This window comes from Streptomyces mutabilis, from assembly GCF_014649815.1.
GTDB classification, from domain to species: Bacteria; Actinomycetota; Actinomycetes; order Streptomycetales; family Streptomycetaceae; genus Streptomyces; species Streptomyces mutabilis.
In genome coordinates this window covers 430,578-450,800 of sequence record NZ_BMTT01000001.1, presented here as the reverse complement: position 1 = coordinate 450,800, position 20,223 = coordinate 430,578, and the positions used below count along the sequence as shown (strand labels likewise).

Annotated in this window: 18 protein-coding genes; 13 read left to right on the top strand and 5 right to left on the bottom strand. The window is 73.3% G+C overall.

The genetic code is table 11. From position 1 onward, the window contains the following. Positions 1-279 precede the first annotated feature (279 nt). Together IE142_RS02025 and IE142_RS02020 are read right to left on the bottom strand one after the other, a co-directional pair. The gene (locus tag IE142_RS02025) at positions 280-1,095 is read right to left on the bottom strand and encodes a DUF3097 domain-containing protein (protein WP_191884098.1); all 816 of its coding nucleotides are present in this window, start codon (positions 1,093-1,095) and stop codon (positions 280-282) included. A 34-nt stretch (positions 1,096-1,129) separates the two neighbouring features. After that, entirely contained in the window at positions 1,130-1,864 is a 735-nt protein-coding gene (locus IE142_RS02020) for an MBL fold metallo-hydrolase (RefSeq protein ID WP_191884097.1), read from the bottom strand. A 163-nt stretch (positions 1,865-2,027) separates the two neighbouring features. On the opposite strand from IE142_RS02020, the gene hrcA reads away from it, so the two are divergent. The 4 genes from hrcA (at position 2,028) to IE142_RS02000 (ending at position 6,124) form a co-directional block, all read left to right on the top strand. Further along, positions 2,028-3,044, top strand: a complete 1,017-nt coding sequence (hrcA, locus tag IE142_RS02015) for a heat-inducible transcriptional repressor HrcA (protein WP_043373066.1) — start codon at positions 2,028-2,030, stop codon at positions 3,042-3,044. After that, the gene (gene dnaJ, locus IE142_RS02010) at positions 3,045-4,184 is read left to right on the top strand and encodes a molecular chaperone DnaJ (RefSeq protein WP_191884096.1); all 1,140 of its coding nucleotides are present in this window, start codon (positions 3,045-3,047) and stop codon (positions 4,182-4,184) included. 111 nt (positions 4,185-4,295) lie between these two features. Then, positions 4,296-5,381 (top strand): nitronate monooxygenase, encoded by a 1,086-nt coding sequence (locus IE142_RS02005; protein WP_191884095.1) that lies wholly within the window; start codon positions 4,296-4,298, stop codon positions 5,379-5,381. Then, positions 5,378-6,124, top strand: coding sequence for a 16S rRNA (uracil(1498)-N(3))-methyltransferase (locus IE142_RS02000; RefSeq protein WP_191884094.1), 747 nt, complete (start codon positions 5,378-5,380; stop codon positions 6,122-6,124). The genes IE142_RS02005 and IE142_RS02000 overlap by 4 nt, the downstream gene beginning before the upstream one ends. 10 nt (positions 6,125-6,134) lie before the next feature. Here the strand turns inward: IE142_RS02000 and IE142_RS01995 are convergent, their stop codons facing one another. Beyond that, positions 6,135-6,494: a hypothetical protein gene (locus IE142_RS01995; RefSeq protein ID WP_191884093.1), complete on the bottom strand. Its 360-nt coding sequence runs from the start codon at positions 6,492-6,494 to the stop codon at positions 6,135-6,137. Positions 6,495-6,565: 71 nt separating this feature from the next. Here IE142_RS01995 and IE142_RS01990 point away from each other — a divergent pair, with 71 nt between their 5' ends. The 5 genes from IE142_RS01990 to IE142_RS01970 all read left to right on the top strand — a co-directional run bounded on the left by IE142_RS01990 (position 6,566) and on the right by IE142_RS01970 (position 12,779). Then, on the top strand, positions 6,566-7,075 hold the full coding sequence (locus tag IE142_RS01990; RefSeq protein ID WP_191884092.1) for a hypothetical protein: 510 nt from the start codon (positions 6,566-6,568) through the stop codon (positions 7,073-7,075). Positions 7,076-7,153: 78 nt separating this feature from the next. Next, positions 7,154-10,351, top strand: a complete 3,198-nt coding sequence (locus IE142_RS01985; protein WP_191884091.1) for a S41 family peptidase — start codon at positions 7,154-7,156, stop codon at positions 10,349-10,351. 125 nt (positions 10,352-10,476) lie between these two features. Next, positions 10,477-10,830, top strand: coding sequence for a histidine triad nucleotide-binding protein (locus tag IE142_RS01980; RefSeq protein WP_191884090.1), 354 nt, complete (start codon positions 10,477-10,479; stop codon positions 10,828-10,830). A 24-nt stretch (positions 10,831-10,854) separates the two neighbouring features. Next, positions 10,855-11,760, top strand: a complete 906-nt coding sequence (locus IE142_RS01975) for a ribonuclease Z (RefSeq protein ID WP_043373080.1) — start codon at positions 10,855-10,857, stop codon at positions 11,758-11,760. A 20-nt stretch (positions 11,761-11,780) separates the two neighbouring features. Continuing rightward, positions 11,781-12,779: an adenosine deaminase gene (locus tag IE142_RS01970; protein ID WP_191884089.1), complete on the top strand. Its 999-nt coding sequence runs from the start codon at positions 11,781-11,783 to the stop codon at positions 12,777-12,779. A gap of 3 nt (positions 12,780-12,782) precedes the next feature. Here the strand turns inward: IE142_RS01970 and IE142_RS01965 are convergent, their stop codons facing one another. Beyond that, a complete protein-coding gene (locus IE142_RS01965; protein ID WP_191884088.1) occupies positions 12,783-14,129 on the bottom strand; it encodes an MFS transporter in 1,347 nt (448 codons plus the stop codon). 174 nt (positions 14,130-14,303) lie between these two features. Then, positions 14,304-15,098, bottom strand: a complete 795-nt coding sequence (locus IE142_RS01960) for an IclR family transcriptional regulator (protein ID WP_191884087.1) — start codon at positions 15,096-15,098, stop codon at positions 14,304-14,306. A 111-nt stretch (positions 15,099-15,209) separates the two neighbouring features. On the opposite strand from IE142_RS01960, the gene IE142_RS01955 reads away from it, so the two are divergent. The 4 genes from IE142_RS01955 to IE142_RS01940 all read left to right on the top strand — a co-directional run bounded on the left by IE142_RS01955 (position 15,210) and on the right by IE142_RS01940 (position 20,217). Then, entirely contained in the window at positions 15,210-16,172 is a 963-nt protein-coding gene (locus IE142_RS01955) for a 5-dehydro-4-deoxyglucarate dehydratase (protein WP_191884086.1), read from the top strand. Continuing rightward, positions 16,169-17,464: a glucarate dehydratase family protein gene (locus IE142_RS01950; protein ID WP_191884085.1), complete on the top strand. Its 1,296-nt coding sequence runs from the start codon at positions 16,169-16,171 to the stop codon at positions 17,462-17,464. The genes IE142_RS01955 and IE142_RS01950 overlap by 4 nt, the downstream gene beginning before the upstream one ends. 99 nt (positions 17,465-17,563) lie before the next feature. Beyond that, complete coding sequence (locus IE142_RS01945; RefSeq protein WP_191884427.1) at positions 17,564-18,949, top strand: MFS transporter; 1,386 nt, start codon at positions 17,564-17,566, stop codon at positions 18,947-18,949. A gap of 77 nt (positions 18,950-19,026) precedes the next feature. Further along, positions 19,027-20,217 (top strand): carbohydrate kinase family protein, encoded by a 1,191-nt coding sequence (locus tag IE142_RS01940; protein ID WP_191884084.1) that lies wholly within the window; start codon positions 19,027-19,029, stop codon positions 20,215-20,217. Positions 20,218-20,223 lie beyond the last annotated feature (6 nt).

Here is a 20,223-nt window from a genome sequence, read left to right as displayed (position 1 = left end):
GGGCGAGTGAATCGGTGCGCAGGGCCAGGGAGATGCGCGCCGTGGACGAACGCGGGATCACCAAGTACTTCGAGGAACTCGAACCTCCCGAGGGCGTGAAGGTGGAGCATCTCCGGGGGGGGTGATCGTGATGACGGCCGGCCCTGACATCGTGCACCGCAGGATCGTTGCCGATGTGCAGGAGGTCCCGCGGCGGCGCCGGTCCCGTCGGGGACCGCCTGCCACTGGAAGCTGCGAGGTCCGAGCTGGACACCGGCGAACCCGGCACCTTCCCCGGCGTCAGGCCCCACCGCCACCCGTGACGAAATCGATCAACTCCTCCACCCGCCCCGACAACGCCGGCTCCACATCCTTGTACGACCCCACCCGCGCCAGGATGGCCTGCCACACCGCCCCCGTGTTCTCGGCCGGCCACCCCAGCGCCCGGCACACCCCCGTCTTCCAGTCCTGACCGCGCGGCACCCGGGGCCAGCCCTCGATCCCCAGCGACGACGGCTTCACCGCCTCCCAGATGTCGATGTAGGGATGGCCCACGACCAGCGCGTGCTCGCTCGTCACCGCCTGCGCGATCCGCCATTCCTTCGAACCCGGCACCAGGTGGTCCACCAGGACCCCCAGCCGAGCGTCCGGCCCCGGCGCGAAGTCGTCGACGATGGACGGAAGGTCGTCGACGCCCTCCAGGTACTCCACCACCACGCCCTCGATGCGCAGGTCGTCGCCCCAGACCTTCTCGACCAGTTCGGCGTCGTGCCGCCCCTCCACGTAGATGCGCCCGGCGCGCGCCACCCGGGCGCGGGCCCCCGGGACCGCCACCGACCCCGACGCCGTACGGGAGGGCCGCACCGGAGCGGAGGGCGACGGCCGCACCAAGGTCACCACCCGCCCCTCCAGCAGGAAGCCGCGCGGCTCCATCGGGAACACCCGGTGCTTGCCGAAGCGGTCCTCCAGGGTCACCGTGCCGGCCTCGCAGCCGATCACCGCGCCGCAGAACCCGGTCCCGGGCTCCTCGACCACCAGACCGGGGTCGGCCGGAACCTCCGGCACCGGCTGCGATTTCTTCCACGGAGGGGTCAGATCGGCGGAGTACTGGCGCATTCTGATGACGATACGAGGAGCGGGCGCGCCGAGATCAGCACGACACGCCGAAGCGCGCGGCCAGCGCGTCCCGTTGGGCCCGCACGAACGCCGCGTCCACCACCGCGCCGTGACCGGGCACGTACACCGCGTCCTCGCCGCCCAGATCGAGCAGCCGGTCCAGCGCGGCCGGCCAGTGCGCCGGAACGGCGTCGGGGCCCGCCTGCGGCTCGCCGGACTCCTCGACCAGGTCGCCGCAGAAGACCACCTCCGGATCTCCCGGCACCAGCACCGCGAGGTCGTGGCCGGTGTGCCCCGGGCCCACGTCGGCCAGCAGGACCTGCCGGCCGCCGCCCAGGTCGAGCGTCCACTCGCCGCACACCTCGTGCGGGACGCGGACCAGCGCGTCGGCCGCCTCCTCCGCCGCCCGCGCGTCCAGCCCCTCCGCCACCGCGTCCGCGCGGAGCGCCTCCGGCCCGTGTCCGCCCCGCGCGAACAACGTGTCGGTGCCCACCGCCCCGTACACGTCCACGCCCGCGAACGCCGCCGCGCCGAAGACGTGGTCGAAGTGCGGGTGGGTCAGCGCGAGATGCGTCACACGGCGACCGGCGAGCGCCTGCGCCGCCGCGCGCAACCGGGCGCCCTCACCGAGGCTCGACCCGGCGTCCACGAGCAGCGCGGCGCCCGTGCCGACGACCAGCCCCGCCGTGCAGTCCCACACCGGGAGCCGGCACCGGCCCACCCCGGGCGCCAGCCGCTCCCACCCACGGTCCTCCCACATCACGCTCATGACCGCGACGCTATCGGTGGGCACACCCGCGGGCACGGCGGCGGCGAACCGGCCTTGCCGTGGGCGTACCCCACGGCCGTACACTGGGCCGGGGAAGTCTGGCACTCGAACACGGTGAGTGCCAGGGAGAACACCGGGCGGACGACTTCTGGAGGTGTGCGCGATGCTCAGTGAACGCAGGCTGAAGGTGCTGCGCGCCATCGTTCAGGACTACGTCGGCACCGAGGAGCCCGTCGGCTCCAAGGCCCTCACCGAGCGGCACCACCTCGGCGTCTCCCCGGCCACCGTGCGCAACGACATGGCGGCCCTGGAGGACGAGGGGTTCATCGCCCAGCCGCACACCAGCGCGGGACGCATCCCGACCGACAAGGGCTACCGGCTCTTCGTCGACAAGCTGGCCGGCGTCAAGCCCATGACCGCGCCCGAGCGGCGCGCCATCCAGAACTTCCTGGAGGGCGCCGTCGACCTCGACGACGTCGTGGCCCGCACGGTGCGGCTGCTCGCGCAGCTGACCCGGCAGGTCGCCGTCGTGCAGTACCCGTCGCTGACCCGCTCGACCGTGCGCCACGTCGAGCTGCTCTCGCTCGCGCCCGCGCGTGTGATGCTCGTGCTGATCACGGACACCGGGCGGGTCGAGCAGCGTATGGTCGACTGCCCGGCGCCGTTCGGCGAGGCGTCCCTCGCGGACCTGCGGGCGCGGCTCAACAGCCGAGTGGCGGGACGGCGGTTCGCGGACGTGCCGGGCCTGGTCGAGGACCTCCCGGAGGCCTTCGAGGCCGAGGACCGGGGTACGGTCTCCACCGTGCTCTCCACTCTCCTGGAGACGCTGGTCGAGGAGAACGAGGAGCGGCTGATGATCGGCGGCACCGCCAATCTCACCCGCTTCGGGCACGACTTCCCCCTCACGATCCGGCCGGTGCTCGAGGCGCTGGAGGAGCAGGTCGTGCTCCTCAAGCTGCTCGGCGAGGCGAAGGATCCGGGCGTGACCGTCCGTATCGGTCACGAGAACGCCCACGAAGGACTCAACTCCACGTCCGTCGTGTCGGTGGGCTACGGTTCGGGCGGCGAGGCGGTTGCCAAGCTCGGCGTGGTCGGACCGACCCGCATGGACTACCCGGGAACGATGGGAGCGGTACGCGCAGTGGCACGGTACGTCGGACAGATCCTGGCGGAGTCGTAGGTGGCCACGGACTACTACGCCGTACTCGGCGTGCGCCGCGACGCGTCCCAGGACGAGATCAAGAAGGCGTTCCGGAGGCTCGCGCGCGAGCTGCACCCGGACGTCAACCCCGATCCGAAGACCCAGGAGCGGTTCAAGGAGATCAACGCCGCCTACGAGGTGCTGTCGGACCCGCAGAAGAAGCAGGTCTACGACCTCGGCGGCGACCCGCTGTCCCAGGCGGCGGGCGGTGGCGGAGCCGGCGGCTTCGGCGCGGGCGGCTTCGGCAACTTCTCGGACATCATGGACGCGTTCTTCGGCACGGCGTCGCAGCGCGGACCGCGCTCGCGCACCCGCCGCGGCCAGGACGCCATGATCCGCATCGAGGTCGAGCTGGACGAGGCGGCCTTCGGCACGACCAAGGACATCCAGGTCGACACGGCCGTCGTCTGCAACACCTGCAGCGGCGAGGGCGCGGCCCCGGGCACCTCCGCCCAGACGTGTGACATGTGCCGCGGCCGGGGTGAGGTCTCGCAGGTCACCCGGTCCTTCCTGGGCCAGGTCATGACCTCCCGCCCCTGCCCCCAGTGCCAGGGCTTCGGCACCGTGGTCCCCACCCCGTGCCCGGAGTGCGCGGGCGACGGCCGCATCCGCTCCCGTCGCACGCTCACCGTGAAGATCCCGGCCGGTGTCGACAACGGCACCCGCATCCAGCTCGCGGGCGAGGGAGAGGTCGGCCCCGGCGGCGGCCCCGCCGGTGACCTGTACGTCGAGATCCACGAGCTGCCGCACTCGACCTTCCAGCGCCGCGGCGACGACCTGCACTGCACGGTCACCATCCCGATGACGGCGGCGGCCCTCGGCACCAAGGTGCCGCTGGAGACCCTCGACGGCATGGAGGAGGTCGACATCCGTCCGGGCACCCAGTCCGGCCAGTCGATCCCGCTGCACGGCCGGGGCGTCACCCACCTGCGCGGCGGCGGCCGGGGCGACCTGATCGTCCACGTCGAGGTGACCACCCCGACCAAACTCGACCCAGAACAGGAACGCGTGCTGCGCGAGCTCGCCAAGCTGCGCGGCGAGGAGCGTCCGCAGGGGCAGTTCCAGCCTGGTCAGCAGGGCCTCTTCTCGCGTCTGAAGGACGCCTTCAACGGGCGCTGACGGGCACCGGGCACGGCTTGTCGCCAGGGGCTCCGCGACGCGGATGCTCCTGGCGTATGCCAACGGAAGCCCGGATTCGGACTCGTTCCGAGGACGTGACAACATGCGCTCATGTCCTCCGCACTGACCGATCTCTTCCCCTGCCCGATCGTGCAGGCGCCCATGGCGGGCGGCGTCTCCGTGCCGCAGCTCGCCGCCGCGGTCTGCGAGGCGGGTGGGCTGGGATTCCTCGCCGCCGGGTACAAGACCGCGGACGGGATGTACCAGGAGATCAAGCAGCTGCGGGGGCTGACGAACCGCCCCTTCGGCGTCAACCTCTTCATGCCCCAGCCGGAGACGGCCGACCCCTCCGCCGTCGGCGTCTACGCCCACCAGCTGGCCGGCGAGGCCGCCTGGTACGAGACGGAACTCGGCGATCCGGAGTGCGGCCGGGACGACGGCTACGACACCAAGCTCGCGGTGCTGCTGGACAACCCGGTGCCGGTGGTGTCGTTCCACTTCGGCGTCCCGAGCCGCGAGGTCGTCGACTCCCTGCACCGCGTCGGCACCTTCGCGCTGGTCACCGCCACCACCGCGGACGAGGCCCGGGCCGTCGAGCTGTCCGGCGCCGACGCGGTGATCGCGCAGGGCACGGAGGCCGGCGGACACCAGGGCACCCACCGCGACAACCCGGGCACCGGCGGTACCGGCACGGGACTGCTGTCGCTGGTCGCCCAGGTCCGGGAGACGGTGAGCCTGCCGATCGTCGCCGCCGGCGGCATCATGCGCGGCGGGCAGATCGCCGCCGCCCTCGCCGCCGGCGCGAGCGCGGCCCAGCTCGGCACCGCCTTCCTGGCCACCCCCGAGTCCGGCGCGCACGACCTGCACAAGCAGGCCCTGACCAACCCCTTGTTCGTTCGCACCGAACTGACCCGCGCCTTCTCCGGCCGCCCCGCCCGCGGCCTGGTCAACCGCTTCCTGCGCGAGCACGGCCCGTACGCCCCCGCCGCCTACCCCGAGGTGCACCACCTCACCGCACCCCTGCGCAAGGCGGCGGCCAAGTCGGGCGACGCCCAGGGCATGGCCCTGTGGGCGGGACAGGGCCACCGGATGGCGCGGGAGCTGCCCGCCGGGCAGCTGGTGGAGGTGCTGGCCGCCGAACTCGCCGCGGCCGGGACAGCGTTGTCGGGACTCGCGACGGGAGGTACGGGCCGATGACGGCACCGGTGTTCGTGGTCGACGCCCTCGGGCCGGGGGACCTGCCCGGAGGGGAGTACGTCCTCGACGGCCCCGAGGGACGGCACGCGGTCTCCGTGAAGCGGCTCCGGCCCGGCGAGGACGTCGTCCTCACCGACGGACGCGGACGCTGGGCCGAGGGCGTGGTGAAGGCCGCCGAGGGCAAGGACCGGCTGGTCGTCACGGACCTGACCGTCCACGGGGAAACGCCGCAGCAGCCCCGCATCACCGTCGTCCAGGCACTGCCCAAGGGCGACCGGGGCGAGCTGGCCGTCGAGACGATGACCGAGGTCGGCGTCGACGCGATCGTGCCCTGGGCGGCGTCCCGCTGCATCACGCAGTGGAAGGGCGACCGGGGCCTGAAGGCGCTCGGCAAGTGGCGGGCGACGGCCCGCGAGGCCGGCAAGCAGTCCCGCCGGGTCCGCTTCCCCGACGTCGCGGACGCGGCGACGAGCAAGCAGGTTGCCTCCCTTCTGGCCGACGCCGACTTCGCCGCCGTACTCCACGAGAGCGGCGAAGAGCCCCTGGCCGCCGCGGAACTCCCCACCACCGGCGACATCGTGCTCGTGGTCGGTCCCGAAGGCGGCGTGTCCCCCGAGGAGTTGGCGCTCTTCGCCGAGGCCGGTGCCCGGCCCTACCGCCTGGGACGCAGCGTCCTGCGCACCTCCACCGCGGGCACCGCGGCGACCGCCGTCCTGCTGGCCCGCACCGGCCGCTGGTCCTGACGGCCCCGGGTCAGCCGTCCGCCTCGCGGGCGGCGACCACGGCCGGGAACAGCTCCCAGCCGTCGAGGTCCGCGGACCGGTCCAGCAGGCCGCGCCGGGCCGCCTCGTCGACGAAGGCCCGTACGACACCCGGTTCGTGCAGGTTGAGAGCGGCGTCCCCCAGCGCCACACAGCCCGAGGGCAGGAAACCGTCGGGGACGTGCCGTCCCCCGCCGCCCGGGAACAGCAGACGGGTCCGCGTCCCGTCCCGGGACAGGGTGAGCACCTCCTGGCAGGGCTCCGTGACACTGTGCCGGTGACGCACCGACCACACGTAGGCGGTGGCCGCCTCGTCCACCACGAGCCGTCTGAGCCGGCGTCCGTCGCGCATGGGCCCACGGTAGTGAGGAGTGGCCGTATGCGCCCTACCGCCGGCCCCGTACCGGTGGCAGGCTGCCCCGCATGGGGGCATCGAGGCGGATTCGGCGTATTGCTCCGGCGGTCGTCGGTGTGGTCGTCGCCGTCGGCGGAGCGGTCGCGTGCGAGCCGGGCGGGCTCAGTTCCGCGTCGGTGGCGTTCACGACCGACCGGACGGTGACGCGTGAACTGGAGCGGCAGAAGGCGGAGGTGAGGTGGCTGACCTGCACCGCCTCCTACGGCGACGAGGCCACCGGCGCTTCCGAGAACGCCGTCGCGACGGTCGAGTGCGAGGGCAGGACGGACGACGGGAAGGACATCACCGTCGACGGCAAGGTCACCCGCGTCGTCAACGGCGCCTGCGTGCGCGGCGAGTTGACCGCGAAGGTGGACGGCAAGGAGTGGTTCCGGGTCGACGGGCTGGGCAACTGCGAAGCCACCGGCGGCCCTTCCGCGAACGAGCCGTCGCAGCAGCAGCCCCGCCCCACCGTGACCGTCACCCGCACCATCTGGTGCCCGGACGACCCGCACTGCCGGCCGGTGGAGGGCAAGTAGCCGCACCGCGCGCGGGCCGTGGCCGGTATGTGATCCAAACCCCTGTCGGCGGGCCCCGCCCCTGCATAGGGTGAAAGGGTGACACAGCCCGCAGCGCCTGCCTACCTCCGCTTTCCGCACCCACACGGCGAGTTGGTCGCCTTCACCGCCGAGGACGACGTGTGGCTCGCCCCGCTCGACGGCGGCCGGGCCTGGCGGGTCAGCGCCGACAACGTGCCGGTGAACCACCCGCGCATCTCGCCCGACGGCACCACCGTCGCCTGGACCTCCACCCGCGACGGCGCTCCCGAGGTGCACATCGCGCCCGTCGACGGGGGCCCCGCCCGGCGACTCACCCACTGGGGCAGCCTCAGGACCCAGGTCCGCGGCTGGACCAGGGACGGTCGGGTCCTGGCCCTGACCACCCACGGGCAGGCCAGTTCGCGCCGCACCTGGGCCCGCGCCGTCCCCCTCGACGGCGGCCCCGCCGAAACCCTGCCCTACGGGCCCGTCGGCGAGGTCGCGGCCGGCCCGCACACCGTGCTGCTGTCCGCGCCGATGGGCCGCGAGGCCGCCTGGTGGAAGCGCTACCGGGGCGGCACGGCGGGCAAACTGTGGATCGACGCCGAGGACGACGGTGAGTTCGTACGGTTGCACAGCGACCTCGACGGCAACATCGAGTACCCCTTCTGGGTCGGCGACCGCATCGCCTTCCTCTCCGACCACGAGGGCACCGGCGCCCTCTACTCCTCCCTCGCCGACGGCTCCGACCTGCGCCGGCACACCCCCCTCGACGGCTTCTACGCCCGCCACGCCGCGACCGACGGCACCCGCGTCGTCTACTCGTCCGCCGGCGAACTGTGGACGCTGGACGACCTCGACGGCGACGAGCCGCGCCGCCTCGACATCCGCCTCGGCGGCCCGCGCGTCGACCTCCAGGCCTACCCCGTCAACGCCGCCCGCTGGTTCGGGTCGGCGTCCCCCGACCACACCGCGCGCGGCAGCGCCGTCGCCGTGCGCGGCGGCGTCCACTGGGTCACCCACCGCTCCGGCCCCGCCCGCGCCCTCGCGGCGACGCCCGGCGTCCGCACCCGGCTGCCGCGCACCTTCCGTGCCGACGGCGAGGAGTGGGTGGTGTGGGTGACGGACGCCGAGGGCGACGACGCCCTGGAGTTCGCGCCCGCCACCGGACTCGCGCCCGGCAGCAGCCCGCGACGGATCGCCGCCGGGCAGCTCGGCCGGGTGCTCAACCTCGCCATGGCACCCGACGGCAGCCGCGCCGCCGTCGCCTCGCACGACGGACGCGTCCTGCTCGTCGAGCGCGCTACCGGCGAGGTCCGCGAGGTCGACCGCAGCGACGACGGCGACGCCTCCGGCCTGGTCTTCTCGCCCGACTCCGCCTGGCTCGCCTGGTCCCACCCCGGCCCCGACCCGCTGCGCCAGCTCAAGCTCGCCAACACCACCGACCTGTCGGTGAGCGAGGCGACGCCCCTGCGCTTCAAGGACTACGCGCCCGCCTTCACCGTGGACGGCAAGCACCTCGCCTTCCTCTCCACCCGCTCCTTCGACCCGGTCTACGACGAGCACGTCTTCGACCTGGCCTTCGTCGAGGGGGCCCGCCCGTACCTGATCACACTCGCGGCGACCACCCCGTCGCCCTTCGGCCCGCAGCGCCACGGCCGCCCCTTCGAGACCTCGGAGCGGGAGGAGACCCCCGACAGCGAGGGCACCCCCACCACCCGGATCGACATCGAGGGCCTCGCCGACCGCATCGTGCCCTTCCCCGTGGAGGCCGCCCGCTACTCCGGGCTGCGCGCCGCCAAGGACGGTGTGCTGTGGCTGCGCCACCCGGTCACCGGTGTCCTCGGCGCCTCCCGCGCCACGCCGGACGCCCCCGACCCGCACACCGAGCTGGAGCGCTACGACCTGGCCCAGCAGCGCGTCGAGCACCTCGCCGGCGACGCCGACCACTTCGAGGTCAGCGGCGACGGCAAGCGGGTGCTGCTGTGGACGGACGGACGCCTCAAGGTCGTGCCCAGCGACCGGCGGGCCTCCGGCGACGAGGACAGCGACACCAACATCACCGTCGACCTGGCCCGGGTCCGGCAGACCGTCGACCCGGCCGCCGAGTGGCGCCAGATGTTCGACGAGACCGGCCGCATCATGCGGGACCACTTCTGGCGGCCCGACATGAACGGCGTCGACTGGGACGGCGTACTCGACCGCTACCGGCCCGTCCTCGACCGCCTCGCCACCCACGACGACCTGGTCGACCTCCTGTGGGAGGTGCACGGCGAACTCGGGACCTCGCACGCTTACGTCACCCCGCGCGGCGGCCACGGCTCCGGCGCCCGGCAGGGCCTGCTCGGCGCCGACCTGTCCCGCCACGACGACGGCACCTGGCGCGTCGACCGCGTCCTGCCCTCGGAGACCTCCGATCCCGACGCCCGTTCCCCGCTGGCCGCGCCCGGCGTCGCGGTGCGGGCCGGGGACGCGATCGTCGCGGTCGCGGGACAGCCCGTGGACCCGGTCACGGGACCCGGCCCGCTGCTGGTCGGCACGGCGGGCAAGCCGGTCGAGCTGACCGTCTCCCCGGCCGGCGGCGGCGAACCCCGGCACGCCGTCGTCGTCCCCCTCGCCGACGAGGAGCCCCTGCGCTACCACGCCTGGGTCGCCGACCGCCGCGCCTACGTCCACGAGACCTCCGGCGGCCGGCTCGGCTACCTCCACGTGCCCGACATGCAGGCGCCCGGCTGGGCCCAGATCCACCGCGACCTGCGCGTCGAGGTGGCCCGGGAGGGCCTGGTCGTCGACGTCCGCGAGAACCGCGGCGGCCACACCTCCCAGCTGGTCGTGGAGAAACTGGCCCGGCGCATCGTCGGCTGGGACCTGCCGCGCGGCATGCGGCCGTCCAGCTACCCCCTGGACGCGCCCCGCGGCCCGGTCGTCGCCGTCGCCAACGAGTTCTCCGGCTCGGACGGCGACATCGTCAACGCCGCGATCAAGGCGCTCGGCATCGGTCCGGTCGTCGGCACCCGCACCTGGGGCGGCGTCATCGGCATCGACAGCCGCTACCGGCTGGTCGACGGCACGCTGATCACCCAGCCCAAGTACGCCTTCTGGCTGGAGGGCTACGGCTGGGGCGTGGAGAACCACGGCGTAGACCCGGACGTCGAGGTCCCGCAGCGCCCGCAGGACCACGCGGCGGGCCGCGATCCCCAGCTGGACGAGGCGATCAGGCTGGCGCTGGCGGCACTGGAGGAGACCCCGGCGAAGACGCCGCCGAGCCTGCCGTAGTCGGCCGGGGGCGGGTGTCGCGGCCCCCCGCGACGCAGGGCCCCCGTGCCGCCCTCGGCGGCACGGGGGCCACGGCCCGATGGATACGATGCCCGTAGAAGATCACCGGCGTGAGGAGGCCCCCCATGACAGGCGAGCCACAGGACGACTGCCTGTTCTGCAAGATCGTCGCAGGCCAGATCCCCGCGACGATCGTCCGTGAGACCGAGACGACCGTCGCGTTCAGGGACATCAACCCCCAGGCCCCCACCCACGTCCTGGTGATCCCCAAGGCCCACTACCGGGACGGCGCCGCCCTCGCGTCCGGTGCCCCGGAGCTCGCCGCGGACGTCCTGCGCGAGACCCAGGCGGTCGCCGACGAGGAGAAGCTGGACAGCTATCGCATCGTCTTCAACACCGGCACCGGCGCCGGCCAGACGGTCTGGCACACCCACGCCCACGTCCTCGGCGGCCGCGGCCTCGAATGGCCCCCCGGATAACCCGGACGACCCGGATCAACCACGATGTCCGTACGTGAACTCGTCGTCCTCGGCACCGCCAGCCAGGTCCCGACCCGGCACCGCAACCACAACGGCTACCTGCTCCGCTGGGACGGCGAGGGCATCCTGTTCGACCCGGGCGAGGGCACGCAGCGCCAGATGCTGCGCGCCGGGGTCGCCGCCCACGACTTGAACCGGATCTGCGTCACCCACTTCCACGGCGACCACAGCCTGGGCCTGGCCGGCGTCATCCAGCGCATCAACCTCGACCAGGTGCCGCACGAGGTCACCGCCCACTACCCGCGCTCCGGGCAGCGCTTCTTCGACCGCCTGCGCTACGCCACCGCCTACCGCGAGACGGTCGCCCTCACCGAGTCCCCGGTCGCCACGGACGGGCCCCTGGCCGTCACCCCCGCCTACACCCTCGACGCCCGCAAGCTCTCCCACCCCGTCGAGTCCTACGGCTACCGCCTCACCGAACCCGACGGCCGCCGCATGCTCCCCGAACGCCTCGCCGCGCACGGCATCACGGGCCCCGACGTCGGCCGCATCCAACGCGAGGGCTCCCTGAACGGCGTACCGCTGGACGAGGTCAGCGAGGTGCGCCGCGGCCAGCGGTTCGCGTTCGTCATGGACACCCGGCTGTGCGAGGGCGTGCACGCGCTCGCCGAGGGCTGCGACCTGCTGGTCATCGAGTCCACGTTCCTCGACGAGGACGAGACCCTCGCCACCGACCACGGCCACCTCACCGCGGGCCAGGCGGCGCGGGCCGCCCGGGACGCGGGGGTCCGGCACCTGGTCCTGACCCACTTCAGCCAGCGTTACTCCGATCCCGAGGAGTTCGAGCGGCAGGCCCGGGCGGCCGGCTACGACGGCGAGCTGACCGTGGCCCGCGACCTCACCCGCGTCCCGGTTCCGAAACGTCGGTGAAACAGTCGTACGATGCTTCGATGCCCCTGCCCAAAGCTGAACTGCACCTCCATATCGAAGGCACCCTGGAACCGGAGCTGGCCTTCGCGCTGGCCGCCCGCAACGCCGTGTCCCTGTCGTACGCGGACACGGACGCCCTGCGCGAGGCGTACCGCTTCGAGGACCTCCAGTCCTTCCTGAACCTGTACTACGAGCTGATGGCCGTCCTGCGCACCGAGCGGGACTTCGAGGACCTGGCCAACGCCTACCTCGCCCGCGCCGCCGCGCAGGGCGTGCGGCACGCGGAGATCTTCTTCGACCCGCAGGCCCACCTCGCCCGGGGCGTGGAGATGGGCACGGTGGTCGAGGGCCTGTGGCGGGCGCTGAGCACCAGCCGGGAGAACCACGGCGTCTCCACCCGCCTGATCATGTGCTTCCTGCGCGACGAGTCCGCCGAGTCGGCCCTCGCGACGCTGGACGCCGCCAAGCCCTTCCTCGACCGCATCACCGGCGTCGGCCTGGACTCGGCCGAGGTCGGCCACCCGCCGGTGAAGTTCCGCGAGGTGTACGAGGCCGCCGCCGCCCTCGGGCTGCGCCGGGTCGCGCACGCGGGCGAGGAGGGGCCGCCGGAGTACGTCACCGAGGCCCTGGACGTCCTCGGCGTCGAGCGGATCGACCACGGTCTGCGCTCGGTGGAGGACCCGGCGCTGGTCGAGCGGCTGGTGCGCGACCGCGTCCCGCTGACCCTGTGCCCGCTGTCCAACGTCCGGCTGCGCACGGTCGACACCCTCGCCGACCACCCGCTGCCCGCGATGCTCGACGCCGGTCTGATGTGCACGGTCAACTCCGACGACCCGGCCTACTTCGGCGGGTACGCCGGCGACAACTTCGACGCGGTGCGCGAGGCCCTCGGCCTGACCGAGGACCGGCTGCGCGAGCTGGCCCGCAACTCCTTCCTCGCCTCCTTCCTGGAGGACGACGAGGAACTGCGGGCGCGCTACCTCGCCGAGGTGGCGGCGTACGAGTTCCCGACGGCGTAGGGTTCAGCCCGTCCCGGACCCCGGTGTGCCCGCGGCCTGCCGGGGTCCCGCCGTGCCGTAGGCACCTTGGACGGCCACGGCCGGGGCGTCCACGTCGATCTCCACGACCGGCTGCTCCACGGCGCCCACCTCGGGCACCGCACCGCTCGGCGTGCCGGTGGCGGCGGCGACCAGCGCGGCCGGGGTGCCGCCGCGGCGGCGGATGGCGCCGGGCAGCAGCGGACGCCCGCCGGTGTGCAGGGCGACGGCGGTCATCGGCGCGGCCACCAGCAGCAGACCGCCGGCCAGCACCAGGCCCATGCCCGCGTAGCCGGCCTGCTCCGACAGCACGCTGCCGGCCAGCGGCCCGGCGGCCGTCCCCAGCGAGGACGCCGAGCCGACTAGCACCGCCCACCTGCCGCGCGGGTCGAGCGAGGCGGCGAGCCCGATCAGGTACGACAGCACCACCGGGTACAGCGTGTTCCAGGCGATCTCCCCGGTCGCGAAGGTCAGGGGCGTGGTCGCGGACGCGGTGAGGGCGATGCAGACGGCGATGACCGAGGTACCCGCCCCGATGGGCATCGCCCGCCCCAGCCGTGGTCCCAGCGCGCCTGCCACCAGGACACCCACCAGCCCCGCGCCCAGCGCGACGGCCAGGACGACCCCGAGAGCGGCGTCGCCCAGACCGGCCTGCGTCAGCCCGATCCGGCCGCTCACGCCCCACAGGGAGTTCTGCGCGAGGGACCAGCACAGCACCGTGACGGCGAGGACCAGCCCGGAACGGCGGCGGGGGAGCGGGGTGTCGGTGTCGGTGTCGTGCCCGGCCGGTGACATGGCCGTCCCGCCCGGCAGCCGGCCGGTCAGCGGCCACACCGCGAGCGCGGCCAGCGCGATCGCGGCGAGCGGCAGCCCGTGCGACCGCCCGAGGTGCGGCACCGTCAGATACACCGCGCCGGCCAGCGCGGACACGCTCAGCAGCCCGGCGGTGGAGGCTCGGTGGGGATCCTTCTCGGCGGCGATCCGGGTGGCGGCGACCGTGATGGCCGTGCCCGACCCGAAGCCGCCGAGGACCGCGCCGGCGACGACGGCGGGGACGGCGGTGGTCAGCGAGGCGGCGCCGTAGCCGAGGACCGTCAGGGAGAGGCCGAACCGGGCCAGCGCGCGGGCGCCGATCCGCCGCACCCGGGAGGCCAGCAGGAAGCCGGCGGTCGCCGAACTGAGCAGCAGAGCACTGCCGACGGCCCCCGCCTGCGTGGTGGTCAGCGGAAGGCTGGTGTCGAGTCTGCCGACGGTGGTGGGCAGCAGATACGGAGGAAGGTACCCGGCCGTGAAAAGGGCGACGAGGGGCCAGGCAGTGGTGCGGGCGAACACGGGCGTTCCCAGGGCGTGCGAAAGGAGGGTGGGGAAGGCAGGGGGCGACGACCGTCGAATGATCGGAACGCGCGCGCAATTTGTATCAAGCGCGGGGAGCCGGAAAACAGCCAGGCAGATGTGATCTGAGTCACATTCCGGTTTGGAGTTCCGAAGGCTGGGTAACAGTGTTCGCTACCGCCAGTGAACTGCCCCGCCCACGGCCGGAATTGACGCCTCCACCTTCGCCCTGATCTCTCGCATCACCGCGACGATCCGCGCCTCGTGATCCGGCGTCAGCCGGGCCACCGGCACCGAGCAGCTGATCGCGTCAAGCGCCGGATCCTCGTACCGCAGCGCGAAGCCGAAGCCCACGATTCCCCGCACACCCTCCTCACGGTCGACGGAGTAGCCGCGCTCCCGGGTCCGGGCCAGGTCGGCCGCCAGGGACTCCCGGTCGGTGAGGGTGTTCGCGGTCAGCGCCTCGTACGGTCCTTCCGGCAGTTCCGCGTCCGGCCGCTCGGCCAGCAGCGCCTTGCCCAGCGCGCCCACGTGGGCGGGCAGTCGGCGCCCCACCCGGCTGATCGTGCGCAGGTATTCGTGCGACTCGCGTGTCGCCAGGTACGCCACGTCGTGCCCGTCCAGCCGCCCCAGGTGGATCGTCTCGCCCAGTGCCTCGGACGCCTCGTCGAGGTACGGCCGCACCACCCGCACCCGCGGGTCGGAGTCCAGGTAACTGGTGCCGGTGAGCAGGGCGTGGATGCCGATGCCGTACAGCGAGCCGGTGACGTCGGTGCGGACCCAGCCGCGGGAGATCAGGGTCTGGAGCAGCGCGTACATCGAACTGCGCGGCACGCCCAGCTCGTCCGCCAGCTCCTGGAGCCGGGCCGGGCGGTCCCCGCGCGCGGCCAGCACCTCCAGCAGCTCCACCGTGCGCGCCGCGGACTTCACCTCACGGACGCCGCCTGCCGCGCCCCCTGTCTCGGACATGTGCCGATCGTAAGCGGATGCCGCCGACCCATTGACGCCTCCCGGTCATCTCTCTAGCCTCCATCTTCATACGTGGATGCCATCTACATACGGAGACAGGGGACGGTTGAGATGACGAGCGTGGGCCCCGACACCGGCGCCGCACGGACGGCCGTGGTCCGACGGCTGCGCGAGGGAATGGCGCGGAGCGTGCTGTCCTTCCCGCTGACCAGCTTCCGCGACGACGGTTCGCTCGACCCCGGCGGCTACCGCGCCTACGTCGCCGAACGGCTCGCCGCCGACCCCGGTGCCCTGTTCCCGGCCTGCGGCACCGGCGAGTTCTTCTCCCTGGACGAGGACGAGTACCGGCAGGTCGTCACCATCGCCGTCGAGGAGAGCGCCGGCCGCGTGCCGGTCGTCGCCGGGACCGGGTACGGCTGGGCGCAGGCCCTGCGGTTCGCCCGCGTCGCCGAGGAGGCCGGCGCCGACGCCCTGCTCGTCATGCCGCACTACCTCACCGCCGCCCCGCAGGAGGGCCTGGTCGCCCAGCTGGAGCGGATCGCCGCCGGCACCCGGCTCGCGCTCGTCGCCTACCAGCGCGGCCAGGTCGCCTACACCGCCGAGTCCGTCCGGCGCATCGCCCGCGTCCCCGGCGTGATCGGCCTCAAGGACGGCCACAGCGACCTCGACCGGCTCCAGCGCACGGTTCTCGCCGCCCCCGAGGACTTCCTCTTCTTCAACGGTGCCGCCACCGCCGAGGTTCAGGCCCGCGCCTACGCCGCCGTCGGCGTCCCCGCCTACTCCTCCGCCGTGCACGCCTTCGCCCCCGAGATCGCGAACGCCTTCCTCGCCGCCCTGCACGGCGGCGACACCGGCACGGTCGACAAGCTGCTGCGCGACTTCTACGTCCCGCTCGTCGAACTGCGCGACCGCGTCCCCGGATACGCCGTGTCCCTGGTGAAGGCGGCGGCCCGGCTGCGCGGCTGCCCCGTCGGCCCCGTCCGCGCCCCCCTCACCGATCCGTCCCCCGCCGACCTGGCCGAACTCAAGACCCTGCTCGCCACCGGACTCGACCTCGTAGGAGCCGCCCCGTGACCCGCGACCTCACCATCACGGCCGTCCGCCTGACGCCGATCCTGGTCGCCGACCCGCCCCTGCTCAACACCCAGGGCGTGCACCAGCCGTACACCCCCCGTCTGATCGTCGAGGTGGAGACCACCGGCGGTGTCACCGGCGTCGGCGAGACCTACGGCGACGCCAAGTACCTGGAACTGGCCCGCCCCTTCGCCGACAGACTGGTCGGCCGTCAGGTCTGTGACCTCAACGCCCTGTTCACCACCGCCGGCGAGGTCGCCGTCGACTCCTCCCGCGTCTCCGGTCAGGTGGACGTCGGCGGGCTGCGCGGCGTCCAGACCGCCGACAAGCTGCGCCTGTCCGTCGTCTCCGGCTTCGAGGTCGCCTGCCTCGACGCCCTCGGCAAGTCGCTCGGCCTGCCCGTGCACGCGCTGCTGGGCGGCAAAGTGCGCGACGCCGTGGAGTACAGCGCGTACCTCTTCTACAAGTGGGCCGACCACCCCGAGGGCGTGGCCGCGGAGAAGGACGACTGGGGCGCCGCCCTCGATCCGGCCGGCGTGGTCGAGCAGGCACGCGCCTTCACCGAGCGTTACGGCTTCACCTCCTTCAAGCTCAAGGGCGGCGTCTTCCCGCCCGAGGAGGAGGTCGCCGCGATCAAGGCCCTCGCCGAGGCCTTCCCGGGCCACCCCCTGCGCCTGGACCCCAACGGCGCCTGGTCCGTGGAGACCTCACTCGCGGTCGCCGCGGAACTCGGGGAGGTGCTGGAGTACCTGGAGGACCCCGCGCTCGGCACCCCGGCGATGGCCGAGGTGGCCGCGAGGACCGGCGTGCCGCTGGCGACCAACATGTGCGTGACGACGTTCGCCGAGATCCAGGAGGCGTTCACCAAGGGCGCCGTGCAGGTCGTGCTCTCCGACCACCACTACTGGGGCGGGCTGCGCCACACCCAGCAACTGGCCGCCGTCTGCCGCACCTTCGGCGTCGGCGTCTCCATGCACTCCAACACCCACCTGGGCATCAGCCTCGCCGCCATGACCCACGTGGCGGCCACGGTCCCGAACCTCCACCACGCCTGCGACTCCCACTACCCCTGGCAGTCCGAGGACGTCCTCACCGAACGCCTCACTTTCGACGGCGGCAAGGTCGCCGTCTCCGACGCGCCCGGCCTCGGCGTCGAACTCGACCGCGACAAGCTGGCGTTCCTCCACCGTCGCTGGCTCGACGACGACGGCACGCTCCGCGACCGCGACGACGCGGCGGCCATGCGGATCGCCGACCCCGACTGGGTCACCCCGTCCGTCCCCCGTTGGTGAACCGTCCCCGTCGGTGAAACACCCGTGCAGCACCCCTTCCCCCCCCCCTTCCTCTTGCCACGACCGGAGCCGCTCGTGTACGCAGCAGCGAGTCCCGAGGTGCATTCCCCAGCAGTACAGTCGGCCGTCCGCAAGATCTTCCGCCGCGTGGTTCCCCTCTTCTTCGTCATGTTCGTGGCGAACTACATGGACCGCGTCAACCTGGGCTTCGCCCAGGACGAACTCCGCGCCGACGTGGGCCTGTCGGCCGCCGCGTTCGGCCTCGGCGCCGGCGTCTTCTTCATCGCGTACGCCATCTTCGAGGTCCCCTCCAACATGCTGATGGAGCGGTTCGGGGCCAAGGTGTGGCTCACCCGCATCATGATCAGCTGGGGCGTCGTCGCCACCGCGATGGCCTTCGTCGACAGCGTGGAGATGTTCTACGCCCTGCGCTTCCTGCTGGGTGTCGCGGAGGCCGGCTTCTTCCCGGCCGTCATCTACTACTTCAGCCGCTGGCTCCCCGACTCCCACCGGGGCCGCGCCACGTCCGTCTTCCTGATGGGGTCCGGTACCGCGACCGTCATCGTCGGCCCGATCTCGGGCGCGCTGATGGAGATGCACGGTATCTGGGGCCACGCCGGCTGGCAGTGGATGTTCTTCATCGAGGGCATCTTCTCCGTCGTCCTCGGCTTCGTCGTCTACCGCTTCCTCGACTCGGGCGTCGAGCAGGCGACGTGGCTGACCGACGAGGAGAAGACCGGCCTCGTCGCGGCCATCGACGCCGAGCAGGAGGAACGGGACGCGCGACGCGGCGGCAAGGCGGCGAAGGTCTCCCGGTGGAAACTGCTCGCCGACCCCCAGATGCTGCTCTTCCTCTGGATCTACTTCGCGATCAACGTCGCCCTGTACGCGGTGACCTTCTGGCTGCCCTCGATCGTGGACGACATCGGCGGGGTGAGCGACTTCCAGGTGGGACTGCTGACCGCCGTGCCGTGGCTGTGCGCCCTGGTCGCCCTGTTCGTCAGCGGCCGGATCTCGGACCGCATCGGCAGACGCCGGCCCGTCCTGGTCGTCCTGCTCCTGCTCGGCGGCTGCGGCACCCTGCTGGCCGTGTTCGTCTCGCCCTGGGTCGGGCTCGGCGCGCTGTGCCTGGCCGCCATGGGCTTCAAACCGGCCTCCCCGGTCTTCTGGACCATCCCGCAGAGCTACCTCGACGCCCGCGCAGCGGCCCCCGGCATCGCGCTGATCAACTCCATCGGCAACCTCGGCGGGTTCGTCGCCCCCACCGCCTTCGGCATCATCGAGGACACGACCGGCTCGACCAAGGGCGGCCTGGTCGGTCTGACCGTCGTCGGTTTCCTGGCCGCGCTGAGCGTACTGCTGGTGCGCGGCGGCGGGCGCAACGACCGCGTCCGCACTCGCCCGGCGAGGGCGGCGGCGGCCCCGGCCCCGAAGACCACCCCGGGCGCCGCCCGGACCGCGCACCCGGGACCGGCCACGACCTGACGCCGGGCCGGACACCGCCGCACTGGCGGTGGCGTGGTGCACACTGGCGGGGTCCGCACCATGCCAGGGAGCGCACCGTGACAGCGTCCACCGTGTCCACCGACGTGCCCGACGTGCCGTCCTCGCCCGTCGTACCGGCCGACCAGAGACCACACCGCCACGTCCCGCCCGAGGGATCGCAGCGCCACCCCCGGATCGATCCCCTCGCCGCCCTGCGCACCCCGCAGGACCCGCCCTGGGACGTCTACCTGACCGGCACCGTCTTCCTCGACGTCGTCTTCACCGGGCTCGACTCCGCCCCGGTGCGCGGGACCGAGTCCTGGGCCCGGGGCATGGGGTCGAGCCCGGGCGGCATCGCCAACATGGCGACCGCGCTCGCCCGACTCGGCCTGCGCACCTCGCTGGCCGCGGCCTTCGGCGACGACCACTACGGCGACTACTGCTGGGACGTCCTCGCCCGCGGCGAGGGCATCGACCTCACCCCCTCGCGCACCGTGCCCGGCTGGCACTCGCCGGTCACGGTCTCCATGGCGTACGAGGGCGAGCGCACGATGGTCTCCCACGGCCACGAACCGCCGCCCGAAGAGCCGTCCCCCGACTGCCCGCCCGGCGCCCGCGCCGCCGTCGCCTCCCTCACGCCCGGTGTCAGCGCCCCGTGGATCGCCCGGGCCGCCGCTCGCGGCACCCGCGTCTTCGCCGACGTCGGCTGGGACGACACCGGTGCCTGGGACCTGGCCGCGCTGCCGGACCTCGCGCACTGCGAGGCCTTCCTGCCCAACGCGAAGGAGGCCATGCGCTACACCGGCGCCCGCTGCCCCCGCGCCGCCGCGCACGTCCTGACCGACCACGTGCCGCTCGCCGTGGTCACCCTCGGCGCGGACGGCGCGTACGCGGTGGACCGGCGGACGGGGGAGAGCGCCGAGGTCCCGGCCATCGAAGTCGAGGCCCTGGATCCGACCGGCGCCGGGGACGTGTTCGTCGCCGGCTTCGTCACCGGCACCCTCGCCGGCTGGCCGCTCGCGGACCGCCTGGCCTTCGCCGGGCTGACCGCCGCCCTCTCCGTCCAGGAGTTCGGCGGCTCCCTGTCGGCGCCCGGCTGGTGCGAGATCGCGACCTGGTGGCGCAAGGTCCAGTCACTGGAGGACCAGGACCCGGTGGCCCTGAGCCGCTACGCGTTCCTGGCGGACCTGGTTCCGGAGGACCCGTCCGGCTCGTGGCCCCTGCGCCGCGCGGTCCCGACCATCGGCTTCCGCCCCCCGACGGCCTGACCGGAG

Coding starts and splice junctions, on each gene's coding strand:
- IE142_RS02025 (WP_191884098.1), bottom strand. CDS start 1,095: ATGCGCCAGTACTCCGCCGATCTGACCCCTCCGTGGAAGAAATCGCAG.
- IE142_RS02020 (WP_191884097.1), bottom strand. CDS start 1,864: ATGAGCGTGATGTGGGAGGACCGTGGGTGGGAGCGGCTGGCGCCCGGG.
- hrcA (WP_043373066.1), top strand. CDS start 2,028: ATGCTCAGTGAACGCAGGCTGAAGGTGCTGCGCGCCATCGTTCAGGAC.
- IE142_RS02005 (WP_191884095.1), top strand. CDS start 4,296: ATGTCCTCCGCACTGACCGATCTCTTCCCCTGCCCGATCGTGCAGGCG.
- IE142_RS02000 (WP_191884094.1), top strand. CDS start 5,378: ATGACGGCACCGGTGTTCGTGGTCGACGCCCTCGGGCCGGGGGACCTG.
- IE142_RS01995 (WP_191884093.1), bottom strand. CDS start 6,494: ATGCGCGACGGACGCCGGCTCAGACGGCTCGTGGTGGACGAGGCGGCC.
- IE142_RS01990 (WP_191884092.1), top strand. CDS start 6,566: ATGGGGGCATCGAGGCGGATTCGGCGTATTGCTCCGGCGGTCGTCGGT.
- IE142_RS01980 (WP_191884090.1), top strand. CDS start 10,477: ATGACAGGCGAGCCACAGGACGACTGCCTGTTCTGCAAGATCGTCGCA.
- IE142_RS01975 (WP_043373080.1), top strand. CDS start 10,855: ATGTCCGTACGTGAACTCGTCGTCCTCGGCACCGCCAGCCAGGTCCCG.
- IE142_RS01970 (WP_191884089.1), top strand. CDS start 11,781: ATGCCCCTGCCCAAAGCTGAACTGCACCTCCATATCGAAGGCACCCTG.
- IE142_RS01960 (WP_191884087.1), bottom strand. CDS start 15,098: ATGTCCGAGACAGGGGGCGCGGCAGGCGGCGTCCGTGAGGTGAAGTCC.
- IE142_RS01955 (WP_191884086.1), top strand. CDS start 15,210: ATGACGAGCGTGGGCCCCGACACCGGCGCCGCACGGACGGCCGTGGTC.